Here is an 11,652-nt window from a genome sequence, read left to right as displayed (position 1 = left end):
AAAAGTGGTTTTGGTCGATAACAAGGAAGAAAGGAGGAGAGTAAATGGTTATTCGTTCATCTTTTGTAGAACAAATGGCGCCTGTTGTAACGAAAAAACGTCAGCAGCCTACATCGACCACATCATTTTCAACAGTTGTTGAGCAGTTGTTGCGTCGTAATGCACAATCGTCAGCAAGTAACGAAACATCAACGGACGAGCGTGTGCAAGCTATTCGCGCTAAATTGGATAGCGGCAAAACATTAACGCCAAGTGAGTTGCTGTATATCCGCTTGAATGACCCACAACAACTAAGCGCTATTGAGCAAACGATGCGTGAGCGCCGCATGATGGAAATGATGATGCGCATGGCGCGTACAAAAACCGATGTTGATATGGCTGTCGTACGCACATCATCAGCAATTTCACAAAGCTCGATGTCACGCGAACAAAAGGACGCGATGCAAAAGCATTTAAAAGATGTGCAAAAAAATTACGAGCAAAGCGAGGAATATGCGCAAAAGCCCGATAGTCCGCTTGATGAACGGCATACGCGCTCAACAAAGCGTGTTACGTCGTATGCAGATGTGTTACGAGCATATCGCTAATGAAAAACAAGTAGGAAACTGACCCACGTAAGTGAAACAAAAAAAAGACACATTCCTTGGACCGACGCTTTCCTGGGGCATGGCAGAAGCCTCCTCGCTTGGGGTCTTCCGCTCATACTATTCCCATAGGAGTCGCCGTCAAATTCTTCTCGAACCACCTTTTTTCGGTATGTAACTGAAGAAAGGTGGTTTCACTTTGCTAATTTCATTTCAATGGCTTCAATTTTGTTTCGTATGAATACGCTTGTTTTTTGCCATCAAAAAACACCTTCAAAGATTGAAAGTGTCGTTTTCTTTTGATGTTGTCTCCGATTTTTAGAACAGTTTGTAAAGACGTTAAACTTATTTTTGTTCAACATACCGTTGTAAATAATTAATAAAACGCTTCGTTGCAGGCGCAATCGTTTTAAATGACGGCGCCGCAATGCCAATCGTACGATATTCCTCTGGTTCAAGTTTAATAATTTCAATATTATTTGGAATGCGAAACATCGCCAATTCCGACAGTACACTAATGCCCATACCATGCGACACCATCGAAAAAATCGCCTGGTCATCAGCGAGTTCAAAGCGCACATTTGGAATGATTTGCTGCTGCTTTAAAATGCGGCGTAAGTCATTGTCACTCCCTTTTTTTGCCCGAATAAATGGCTGCTCTTTAATATCCGCCCACGTCACCGCGTCCAATTTTGTAAACGGATGATGCTCTTCGACAAAACAGACCATCCGATCTTTTTTGAGCGGAATGACATCAAACTGATACGATGTTGGGAGTGATACAAAACCAAAATCGACATAGCCATTGGCAATCCACGATTCAATCGCATCGTAGTCGCCTTCATACAGTTGAATATCAATATCTGGATAAAGTTCGGTAAATTTTTGTAAGATTTCTGGGAGCCACTGTGATGACACACTTGAAAAGGTGCCGATGCGCACTTCGCCAACAACGAGGCCATTAATGTTGGCAATTTCTTGTTCCATTTCTTTTTGTAGCTTCAACATCGCGTGCATATAACTCAGCATACGCTCGCCATTTGATGTGAGCTGGATACCTGACCTGCCGCGCGTCAACAATGAAAAGCCGTATTCTTTTTCTAAACTTGACACAGCATGACTAACGGCAGACTGCGTCAAGCCAAGTTTGTCGCCGGCTTTTGCAAAACTGCCTAATTCAATAATTGTGCTAATGATTTCAAATTTTGCTAGAGACATGTCGATTTCTCCTTAGATGAATTTTTTTCATGTAAATGGTCAAAAACATTCATTTTTCTTATGTTTCTAAGGCTATTATAATAAGTTTTATATTATTTTGAAAGGTTTGGTGATACAAAATGCACGAGTCGAAAGAACGGAACTCGAAATTGCAAATGCGCGGAGATTTAATTATGGTCGTCGTGACATTATTTTGGGGCGCCTCATATTTATTTATCAAAATGGGCTTAGGCTCAATCGAACCGTACAATTTGCAAGCATTGCGTTTTGGCATTGCCTTTGTACTAGCAGGACTTATTTTTTATAAACGAATGTTGAAAACAACGTGGTTGATGTTAAAACATGCGGCATTACTCGGTACATTATTGTTTGCTTCACTCGTTGTCGTAACGATTGGGATGCAGTCAACATCTGCGTCAAACGCGGGCTTCTTATTTAGTTTAGCGGTCGTATTTGTGCCATTATTATTAGCATTTTTATACAAAAAGCGTCCAGAGCGCCATGTGCTTGTCGGCGTCGTATTGTCATTTGTCGGTATTTGTTTGATGACGATGACACAAGGTTTTGGCATCAGTAGCGGAGATTTATTAATTATTGTCGGGGCTTTTTTCTACGCTGTTTACATTTTAGTAACGGACCGCGTAGCGACGCAGAGCGATGCACTCGCGCTCGGTATTTGGCAATTAGCGTTTACAGCATTATGGGGGTTAGGTTTATCAATCATTTTTGAAACACCAAAACTTCCTGAAACACCGACTGCATGGGTAGCAGTGCTCGGTCTAGGTATTTTATGTAGCGCGTGTGGCTTTATCGGTCAAACAGTAGCGCAGCAATATACAACGCCGATTCGTACCGGTTTAATTTTCTCATTAGAACCGGTGTTTACGATTGCGTTCTCGTACGTATTCTTACATGAAGTTTTAACAACACAAGGATATGTTGGCGCGGCATTTATGCTTGTCGGTGTCATTATTGCAAAACTCGATCTACGATTGTTCCGCGCAGTTGAACGCGCGGAAACATAATAATAATGAGACATTGTATGGTGCTAAAAAGTAGAGCGCTAACTCTTCGCCATGCAACTAAACTTAATTTTCGTGCTTTCTCTTTTAGAGGAAGCATTTTTTTAATTTATGTGGGACGTTTTACGCTCGAGTGACGTCTAATAAGTAAGGGAGGGAGAGAATGGAAGAGGAAATTCGGCTACATAGCGTTTATTTACATAAAATCGCTTATTTGTACGTAAAAGACCGTGAACTTGCCAAAGATGTGGTGCAGCAAGTTTGGTTAAAGCGTATGAAACAACATGCACAATTTCGCGGTGATAGTGACGTGAAAACGTATTTAGTGCGCATGACAATCAATGTGTGTCACGATTTATTGCGCAAACAGAAAAAGTGGTACGAGCCGATGACAGACCGTGTTGATTTTCAAACACCAGAACATATTATATTGCAAAAAGAGCGGACAGCAAGTTTGATTGATGCGATCCATCGCTTGCCATTTAAAGAACGTGAAGTCATTATCTTACATTATTTCGAAGAATGGACGACGCCTGAAATTGCGCGATTTTTAGCATTGACACCATCTGCAGTACGCAGTCGGTTACAGCGAGCGCGCGCGCATTTAAAACAACGAGTGAAGGGGGATTTTGATGAAGAAGCAGCTCGAAGTGGAACTACAGTCTATGACATTGACTGATGAAGAATTGACACAGCTCGAAAAATGTACGCAACAAGCGCCAAAACGTACGCGTAAGCCTATTGTTGTGAGTGTCGTGTGGGTGGGCGTTGCGTTTGTATTTATACTTACGCTGCTTCCGGCGTTGCAGCAACCTCTACATAATGGCGCAAAAAATGAGATGGATTGGCATGCCTTTTTCGGCTTATTCGCAACGTTAGTCGTCCTTATAAGCAATGTCGTGTATGTTTTTTTACTGTATCGCTATGCACGTCCACTTTATTGTCCTGCATGCGGTCAGGAACTAACTAACCGCTATGCACGCAAAAAAATGTGGAAAGGTAAAACACCTTGCCCACATTGTGGTATTACAACATTTCGCCTACGCATGGCAAAAAAATATTTTGCACTGCAGCTTTACTTAATTGCGATGTTACAGCTTGAACCGTTTGTATTTCGCATGATGGACTGGCCAGTCGGTGTTAGCTTATTGATTATTGCTGTATTGTATGCGCTCTTTTTTTACCGCGCGTCCACTATATGTGAGCTCGTTGATGAACGCGAAGGACTATGGTAGCGGCGCTTTTACGCCTTGTAAGCCATGACCATCTAACACATGATTTAAACCATGTTCGCAATAGCCAAATTTACGCCACGTACAATCTCCGCATAATTTTTGAATGCTATCCGGCTTTGCGTAAATTTTTAAGCGTTGCTCTATCGTTTCCCATGTGACAATTTGTCCGACATGTAAACCAAGAAATGCTAAGATTGCCGCATCTCGTTCATAAATGCGACGTTCTTCACAATGGTTTTCTTGATCGCATGGAAATTTTGCACAGAGCATATCAGGACCGCTAATAATTTGTACGAGCTTTTGTGGGTTTTGCTGTAGTTTCGTATGGACGGCAGTCATATTCGCAGCATATTCAGCAGAATAGCCAGCGCCTTGATAGCCAACCATACAAAAAATATGATGTCCTCGTAATTGATACATCGCGTTCACCTCATTTGAGTTAACTTTATTTTATTTAATGTTAACTCAATTTTTTTTAAAAAACAATCATTAAATCATGTTATGTGTGTTAGCAGTTGAGTTGTGACGTCTTAACGTAATTTTGATGGGCGTTCGAAAATAGAGAACGATGGCAGCAACTGGCTATGAGAAATTAGCTTTGAGCTCGAAAAGCGTGTTTTGAATACAACATAATTATAAATATGTGACAACATTATGTGAATCAACCTAAAAAAAAGATAATCATTTGTTTCTATCGGTCACTTTCTCAAATAACTACTATTTATTTGGCGATAGTTACTACATCTTTGTAACGAGGCTCCTAAAAAAGCGGACAAAAAATGCCCGTTACGATTCAATTTTGCTCCTTTTTACGGCGATAATGAGCTATTTCCACACACGCTAGTTGAAGGATCTAACGTAGCGTGTCGCATTTTGTCTGTTTTTGAATAAATGACATTCTTCATTTAACCGTCGTATTTTTTGTGTTGAAATGACCCGTCAGAGACGCAAAACGCCCCCCTTTTTGCTCATTCCGGGTGAAAATGGGCTAAAATCATTTCTTGAAAATAATAATGATATGCTTTTTAATAATAAATAAAAATTTTCATTGACAGCTTTGTGCATGATGCTTACTAAAAGCGCTATTTTCTATGCGTTTATTGACCTTGTTTGGCACTTATTTTCAACTATGTTGTATCCAAAACACGCTTCTTGAGCTTCTAGCCAAATTGTCATGCGAGTTAGCTTGTTGAGTGATGGCACGTTGTTTGAGGTCATTTGTCAAACGCCTCGCGAAAAAAGTTGTCAAATAATTTGAAAAATGATACGATGGTCCTTGTAAAAATAACAAGGCAAAGAAAAGGAAGAGTACGTCTTGACGCATGATATAGAGAGCTTCTGATGGTGGAAATGAAGCATATGACGGAGACTGAACATGACCTTCGAGCCCTGCACCGAATTTATAGTAGGCTGCAGCGAGAAGCCACTCGTTACAACAGGAGCAGTATGAACACGTACTGATGAAGGCTAGTTGTGTAAGCAATTAGTAAATTTAGGTGGTACCACGATACTATTCGTCCTAATCGACTTTGTCGATTAGGGCGTTTTTTTTTTATGAGGAGGAGAAATGAATATGAGTATTTTTCATGGCGCGAATTTGTGTATAGCCATAATAGTGAATTACTTGGCGCATTTGCGAATTTTGTGAATCGTAATTTGAAATTTATCGAAAAATCATTTGGTGGAAGCGTGCCACAAGTAGCGATTGATGAGGCTGTATACCACCGTTTAGAGAGCGTCTATGAAGAGGTTGGTCAATTGATTGAAGCAGGGCATTTAAAACAAGCGCTCGAAGTTGTGTTTGATGAAGTGCGCGCGGCGAATCGCTATTTTGATGACAGACAACCTTGGCGTACGCTCACCGAGGCACCTGAGGAATGTGCGCAAACGCTTTCGACTTGTGTGTTATTAATTGAAAATTTTGCGCAACTGCTACAGCCGGTTATTCCATTTGCCTGTGAAAAAATAGCGCATATGTTATCAATTGAAGCGCAAAGTTGGTCGGTTATTACAACATTACCAACAGCCGTTGTCGATGTTGCACCATTATATGAACGTATTGATGTTGCTAAAATTGATGAAGAGCTTGAACAGCTACGCCAACGTGCTAAATAATGAAAAGGAGAAATCGTCTTGTAGAGAGATTTCTCTTTTTTTTATTTTTCCATAAAAAGGATAAAATGTGCATAACAGTACATAGGCATGTTGAATCTTTCACCCTATTTTTTTGAAAAAAAGATTTCTTTTTACACTTAATGGGTAGAAAACTGAGAGAAGCTCATTGTTTTTAAATTTTTGTAAATGCTCCATAACAATGAAAAAGTAGGTGTATATCGATGACAGCGAAGTATGCATCAAAAGAGCAAGTACATCAGTGGATTCAGCAGTGTCAGCAAGGGCATAATGAGGAAGCGCAAACGCAACTAGTACTCAATTACAAATCACTCATTTATTCGATTACCAATCGTTATGTGAAAAGCTATGCGCAGCAAGAGGACTTATTTCAAGTAGGCGTTATTGGTTTATTAAAAGCGATTCGTCGTTTTGACGTGTCGATTCAGCGCAGCTTTGAAGCATTTGCGATTCCGACCATTTTAGGTGAGGTGAAGCGCTATATCCGCGATACAACGTGGGATGTGCATGTACCTCGTAGGGTAAAAGAATTAGGTCCTAAAATTAAGCGAGCGGTCGCAGAACTGACGACAGAATTGCAACGCTCGCCAACGATTCAAGAAGTGGCACAAATGATGGATACGAGTTTAGAAGAAGTGCTTGAAACGATGGAAATGATGACAAGTTACAATACACTTTCGCTTGATGTACCAATGGAAACAGATAGTGATGACAAGGATCGCACGTTTTTTGATGTTGTTGGGACAGTCGATGAAAACTTTGAGCATTTAGAAAAAATGATGGCGGTGCAGGCGAGCATTCAAGTACTAGATCATCGTGAACGTAACGTTATTGAGCTGACGTTTTTATCGAATATGACGCAAATCGAAATCGGCAAGCAGCTTGGTATTTCACAAATGCATGTGTCGCGTATTAAGCGGATTGCGCTCGATAAATTGAAAATGGCCGTTATGAGTTGATAACGGCTGGGGGTATCTATCGATGAATAGATATCTCTTTTTTTGTTTAATACATATACCCCTATATATATAAGAAATAAGTGGTTATCTAATGTGTTATAAATGGCTATTTAATAATATTTTTAAAAAAATAATCAAAAGTTGTTGACATATACCTAATAGGGTATTAATATAGAGCTTGTAAGACATCACACAACATAACTTAAAAGAACGAATAACTCGCTGACAATCAGCGCTTTATTTTTCAATAAATTAATACCTACATGGGTAATTTACGGAGGACTTAATGGAAAAGAAACGCACGACAATCGTATTATTTAGTGGAGATTATGACAAGGCAATGGCTGCCTATATTATTGCGAACGGAGCAGCAGCTTATGACCATGAAGTAACGATTTTTCATACGTTCTGGGGTATTAACGCCCTGCGCAAACAACAGCCAGTAGCAGTGAAAAAAGGATTCCTTGAAAAAATGTTTGCTAAAATGATGCCACGCGGAGCAGAACAGCTCGGGTTATCAAATATGCAAATGCTAGGTATGGGACCAAAAATGATTAAACATGTTATGAAAAAGCATAATGCACTGACATTGACACAATTAGTGGAAATGGCGCAAGAGCAAGATATTAAACTCGTGACATGTACGATGACAATGGATTTATTAGGGCTTCAAAAAGAAGAGCTTCTTGATGATATAACGTATGCCGGTGTTGCAGCGTATTTAGCAGACGCGGAGCAAGGCAACGTCAACTTATTTATTTAATTAATTGGAGGAAATAAACATGACAATTCATGCAGATGTAGTATTAGATGCAAAAGGCTTAGCATGCCCAATGCCAATCGTGAAAACGAAAAAAACGATTGAAAAAGAAGTAGAAGAAGGACAAGTAGTTGAAATTCAAGCAACAGATCAAGGCTCAAAAGCAGATTTAGTCGCATGGGCAAAATCAACAGGTCACCAATATATCGGGTTAGTCGAAGAGGGCGACGTATTATTCCACTATATCCGTAAATGCAATCCTGAAAAAGCAGATGCAGCAGAAAAAACATTTACACAAACGGCATCAAATGATGAGTTAGCAAACGTAACAGGTACGGTTTTAGACGTTCGTGAAGCAGCAGAATATGCATTCGGTCACATTCCAGGTGCCGTATCAATGCCACTTGGCGATTTAGAAGCGCGCATGAACGAATTAAATAAAGAGGAAGCCATCTACGTGATTTGCCGCACAGGGACACGTTCAGATTTAGCCGCACAAACACTTGCAGCAAACGGTTTTACAAACGTTTATAACGTCCTACCAGGCATGAGCGAATGGCAAGGCGAAACAGCGCAAACACTATAAAATTTTTTCAAAAAAATAATACCTACGGGGGTAGAAGATATGACAGTATCAACATGGACTGCACAACAAGTAGCACAAAAAGTAATTAACAATGACAATTTATTTATTTTAGATGTTCGTAATGCGGATGCATTTGCGGACTGGAAAATCGAAGGCCATAAATTTGAGTATTTAAACATTCCATACTTTGAATTATTAGATGGTGTAGAAGAAATTTTACCGAAATTACCAGCGGACAAAGACATTTTAGTAGTCTGTGCAAAAGAAGGCTCATCAATTATGGTAGCAGATATGCTATCAGAAGAAGGCTTAGATGTTGCGTATTTACAGGGCGGTATGAAATCTTGGTCAATGTATTTAGAACCTATTAAAGTAGCAGATTTAACAGATGGTGGCGAATTGTATCAATTCGTACGTCTAGGTAAAGGTTGCTTATCATATATGGTTATTTCAGGTGGCGAAGCAGCAATTATTGATGCGGTACGTTTCACAGAAGTATTTACAAACTTTGCAGCTGAAAAAGGCGCGACAATCAAACACGTATTTGATACACATTTACATGCTGACCACATTTCAGGTGGCCGTCATATCGCTGCACAAACTGGTGCAACATACTATTTACCAGAAAAAGATGCAGAGGAAGTTGTATTTGACTACACAGCATTAGATGATGGCTTAACAGTAAAAATTGGCGCATCTCAAATCGAAGTAGGCGCACTATACTCTCCAGGGCATACAATCGGCTCAACATCATTTGTTGTTGACAATCGTTTCTTATTAACAGGTGATATTTTATTCATCGATTCAATTGGTCGCCCGGACTTAGCAGGTCTTGCTGAGGACTGGGTAGCAGATTTACGCGAAACATTGTATAGCCGCTACCGCACATTAGCAGAAGATTTAATCGTATTACCAGCGCACTTTATGATCATTGATGAATTAAATGAAGATGGTACAGTGGCACGTCGTTTAGGTGATTTATTCGCACAAAACCACGGCTTAAATGTTGCCGATGCAGACGAATTCCGTCACTTAGTAACAGATAACTTACCACCACAACCAAACGCGTACCAAGAAATTCGTCACGTGAATATGGGGAAAGTAACACCAAATAATGACGAGCAAACGGAAATGGAAATTGGTCCAAACCGTTGTGCTGTACGCTAATATTCGCAGTTTGCTGGAGCAATTCATTGTCACACACTGCGCTAAAGCCGCCCCAAACGGCAGATTCTATTAATCACTTACATTAAAAACATGAAAAGAGGACATATACATGAACATCACAAAATCATTAGACGCAAAAGGCTTCGCATGCCCAATGCCAATCGTTAAAACAAAAAAAGCAATGGATACATTAGCAACAGGTGAAGTACTTGAAGTATTCGTAACAGATAAAGGCGCATTAAACGACTTCGCTGCATGGGCACAAGCTGGCGGCCACAACATCTTAGAACAAAAAGAAGATGGCGACGTTATTACGTTCTATATCGAAAAAGCATAATTTTCTTCAAAAAGACGTCCGATGTGGGCGTCTTTTTTTTGTGGGAAAACAACACAACCACACGACTTAAACGTGTGGTTGTGTTGTTTCAAACCCTAATGTTGGCCTTGCGGTGACTTGAGGGAAGTCACAAACGGTAAAACATGACAGTAAAGTGAGCTGCTTCACTTTACGCTTTCAGTATACACAGCGAATGTAAAGGGTATATGAAGCGCGTAATAAGCATTCTTTTTCGACGGCTAGTTAAATCCACCAAATACGCTGGAACCTCAATAGGCGCTAAAATGATGTTAGAATAGAATAAAGGGAGTGAGCACATGGCAGTAGTGATTCGATTTGATTTTGATGAAAATCCAATGGCCTATTTTCATTTTGAACAGAATAATCGCGATGGGTCATTTGATAAATATTGGTTTACCGAAGAAGGGCAAGAGCTCGCACAAGTGAAACAATTTATCGACGAGCACCTCGCAAATGACGCGTTGTACGCGCTGTATTGGTATGACGGCTCGCCGGTGATGATGTCGCGTATTCAGCAAGTGCTAACAAAAAAAGAGTTAGATGCGTTAAATGACACGTTGCAAGAGAAGATTGAGCTGTCGCCGGCGTATGATGAGCCATTGATTTGGTTTGAAAAGGAATTTCGTGTCGTTCACGACAACATCGAGCACTTTTTAACGCCGCTTGATGTCGCGGCTATTGCCTGGGATTTTTATGCGTTTGACGATGTGGAATATGCGCAATTTTTAGCATCGAATCACATTTATTATACGCCGTTTGAAGCGGCATTAATGGTTGATAAAGAAGCGATACAACAGCAATTCTTTTTTGATGAAACGCAGTGGATATTGCTTGAAGAAGCACTTGATTATAAGAAAAATATTATGCTACAAGGGCCACCAGGCGTTGGGAAAACATTTGTCGCAAAGCATTTGGCTTATGCACAAATGCCGTTTAAAGACGAACATTTTATTCGCATGGTGCAGTTTCATCAGTCGTATAGCTATGATGATTTTGTGCAGGGCTATAAACCAACGGCAGATGGTAGCTTTGAATTGAAAAATGGTGTGTTTTATACGTTTTGTCAAACGGCACAGGCAGACCCGTCGCATGCGTATTATTTTATTATTGATGAGATCAATCGCGGCAATGTCAGTAAGATTTTTGGCGAATTGATGATGCTAATCGAAGCAGATAAGCGTGGCCAAGCGTATGCGATCCCGCTGGCGTATGATGACACGCCATTTTATATTCCGGAAAATGTGTCGATTATTGCGACGATGAATACCGCTGACCGTTCGCTTGCCGTTGTCGATTATGCGCTGCGCCGCCGCTTTGCATTTATAACGCTTGAGCCGCAGTACAACCAAAAATTTCGCCAGTATTTACTCGACCGCGAAGTGCCGGTTGTACTCGTCGACTTTATGATCGAAAAAATGACGAAACTCAATACGATTATTGCTGAAGACGGGCATTTAGGACGCGGCTTTATGATTGGGCATAGCTATTTTACAGCACCGAGTGGCGATGCCGTTCGGTGGTATGAGCGCGTCATTCGCCTAGAAATCGAGCCACTTCTTTTGGAATATTGGTTTGATGACCCGGAGCTTGCGCGCACAGAAACAGCGAAGCTTCGCTATGAGGTGTAGCG

General features: G+C 40.5%; 13 protein-coding genes and 1 other annotated feature. Of the genes, 11 read left to right on the top strand and 2 right to left on the bottom strand.

The genetic code is table 11. The annotated features are described in order from the left end of the window. Positions 1–44 precede the first annotated feature (44 nt). Positions 45–587, top strand: a complete 543-nt coding sequence (locus V514_RS0109320) for a hypothetical protein (RefSeq protein ID WP_029499688.1) — start codon at positions 45–47, stop codon at positions 585–587. Positions 588–929: 342 nt separating this feature from the next. Here V514_RS0109320 and V514_RS0109315 read toward each other — a convergent pair whose 3' ends face one another. Beyond that, positions 930–1,802 (bottom strand): LysR family transcriptional regulator, encoded by an 873-nt coding sequence (locus V514_RS0109315; protein WP_029499687.1) that lies wholly within the window; start codon positions 1,800–1,802, stop codon positions 930–932. A 119-nt stretch (positions 1,803–1,921) separates the two neighbouring features. On the opposite strand from V514_RS0109315, the gene V514_RS0109310 reads away from it, so the two are divergent. The 3 genes from V514_RS0109310 (at position 1,922) to V514_RS0109300 (ending at position 4,059) form a co-directional block, all read left to right on the top strand. Beyond that, a complete protein-coding gene (locus tag V514_RS0109310) occupies positions 1,922–2,827 on the top strand; it encodes a DMT family transporter (protein WP_029499686.1) in 906 nt (301 codons plus the stop codon). Positions 2,828–2,987: 160 nt separating this feature from the next. Continuing rightward, entirely contained in the window at positions 2,988–3,503 is a 516-nt protein-coding gene (locus tag V514_RS0109305; protein ID WP_029499685.1) for an RNA polymerase sigma factor, read from the top strand. Then, complete coding sequence (locus V514_RS0109300) at positions 3,457–4,059, top strand: hypothetical protein (protein WP_152528959.1); 603 nt, start codon at positions 3,457–3,459, stop codon at positions 4,057–4,059. The genes V514_RS0109305 and V514_RS0109300 overlap by 47 nt, the downstream gene beginning before the upstream one ends. Here the strand turns inward: V514_RS0109300 and V514_RS0109295 are convergent. Further along, positions 4,051–4,479: a DUF1284 domain-containing protein gene (locus V514_RS0109295; protein ID WP_029499683.1), complete on the bottom strand. Its 429-nt coding sequence runs from the start codon at positions 4,477–4,479 to the stop codon at positions 4,051–4,053. The genes V514_RS0109300 and V514_RS0109295 overlap by 9 nt on opposite strands. A gap of 866 nt (positions 4,480–5,345) precedes the next feature. Beyond that, positions 5,346–5,584, top strand: a binding site (T-box leader). 29 nt (positions 5,585–5,613) lie between these two features. Between V514_RS0109295 and V514_RS0109290 the strand changes: the two genes are divergently transcribed. From V514_RS0109290 to V514_RS18970, 7 genes are all read left to right on the top strand, one after another. Next, the gene (locus V514_RS0109290) at positions 5,614–6,174 is read left to right on the top strand and encodes a class I tRNA ligase family protein (RefSeq protein WP_081715023.1); all 561 of its coding nucleotides are present in this window, start codon (positions 5,614–5,616) and stop codon (positions 6,172–6,174) included. A 221-nt stretch (positions 6,175–6,395) separates the two neighbouring features. Next, a complete protein-coding gene (sigB, locus tag V514_RS0109285) occupies positions 6,396–7,151 on the top strand; it encodes an RNA polymerase sigma factor SigB (RefSeq protein WP_029499681.1) in 756 nt (251 codons plus the stop codon). A 286-nt stretch (positions 7,152–7,437) separates the two neighbouring features. Beyond that, positions 7,438–7,914, top strand: a complete 477-nt coding sequence (locus tag V514_RS0109280) for a DsrE/DsrF/DrsH-like family protein (protein ID WP_029499680.1) — start codon at positions 7,438–7,440, stop codon at positions 7,912–7,914. A 19-nt stretch (positions 7,915–7,933) separates the two neighbouring features. Beyond that, complete coding sequence (locus V514_RS0109275) at positions 7,934–8,497, top strand: sulfurtransferase TusA family protein (protein ID WP_029499679.1); 564 nt, start codon at positions 7,934–7,936, stop codon at positions 8,495–8,497. 39 nt (positions 8,498–8,536) lie between these two features. Further along, on the top strand, positions 8,537–9,664 hold the full coding sequence (locus V514_RS0109270; protein ID WP_029499678.1) for an MBL fold metallo-hydrolase: 1,128 nt from the start codon (positions 8,537–8,539) through the stop codon (positions 9,662–9,664). A gap of 109 nt (positions 9,665–9,773) precedes the next feature. Beyond that, complete coding sequence (locus V514_RS0109265; RefSeq protein WP_029499677.1) at positions 9,774–10,001, top strand: sulfurtransferase TusA family protein; 228 nt, start codon at positions 9,774–9,776, stop codon at positions 9,999–10,001. 317 nt (positions 10,002–10,318) lie between these two features. Further along, on the top strand, positions 10,319–11,650 hold the full coding sequence (locus V514_RS18970) for an AAA family ATPase (protein WP_029499676.1): 1,332 nt from the start codon (positions 10,319–10,321) through the stop codon (positions 11,648–11,650). Positions 11,651–11,652 lie beyond the last annotated feature (2 nt).

It is taken from the genome of Kurthia huakuii LAM0618 (assembly GCF_000505545.1).
In the GTDB taxonomy this organism is placed as follows: Bacteria; Bacillota; Bacilli; order Bacillales_A; family Planococcaceae; genus Kurthia; species Kurthia huakuii.
This window is presented reverse-complemented; position numbering and strand designations above follow the sequence as displayed.

Bases quoted from the DNA above. Each gene is read 5' to 3' on its own strand.
- V514_RS0109310 (WP_029499686.1), top strand. From the start codon at position 1,922: ATGCACGAGTCGAAAGAACGGAACTCGAAATTGCAAATGCGCGGAGAT.
- V514_RS0109295 (WP_029499683.1), bottom strand. From the start codon at position 4,479: ATGTATCAATTACGAGGACATCATATTTTTTGTATGGTTGGCTATCAA.
- sigB (WP_029499681.1), top strand. From the start codon at position 6,396: ATGACAGCGAAGTATGCATCAAAAGAGCAAGTACATCAGTGGATTCAG.
- V514_RS0109275 (WP_029499679.1), top strand. From the start codon at position 7,934: ATGACAATTCATGCAGATGTAGTATTAGATGCAAAAGGCTTAGCATGC.
- V514_RS18970 (WP_029499676.1), top strand. From the start codon at position 10,319: ATGGCAGTAGTGATTCGATTTGATTTTGATGAAAATCCAATGGCCTAT.
- V514_RS0109290 (WP_081715023.1), top strand. From the start codon at position 5,614: ATGAGGAGGAGAAATGAATATGAGTATTTTTCATGGCGCGAATTTGTG.
- V514_RS0109320 (WP_029499688.1), top strand. From the start codon at position 45: ATGGTTATTCGTTCATCTTTTGTAGAACAAATGGCGCCTGTTGTAACG.
- V514_RS0109270 (WP_029499678.1), top strand. From the start codon at position 8,537: ATGACAGTATCAACATGGACTGCACAACAAGTAGCACAAAAAGTAATT.
- V514_RS0109265 (WP_029499677.1), top strand. From the start codon at position 9,774: ATGAACATCACAAAATCATTAGACGCAAAAGGCTTCGCATGCCCAATG.
- V514_RS0109315 (WP_029499687.1), bottom strand. From the start codon at position 1,802: ATGTCTCTAGCAAAATTTGAAATCATTAGCACAATTATTGAATTAGGC.
- V514_RS0109280 (WP_029499680.1), top strand. From the start codon at position 7,438: ATGGAAAAGAAACGCACGACAATCGTATTATTTAGTGGAGATTATGAC.
- V514_RS0109300 (WP_152528959.1), top strand. From the start codon at position 3,457: ATGAAGAAGCAGCTCGAAGTGGAACTACAGTCTATGACATTGACTGAT.
- V514_RS0109305 (WP_029499685.1), top strand. From the start codon at position 2,988: ATGGAAGAGGAAATTCGGCTACATAGCGTTTATTTACATAAAATCGCT.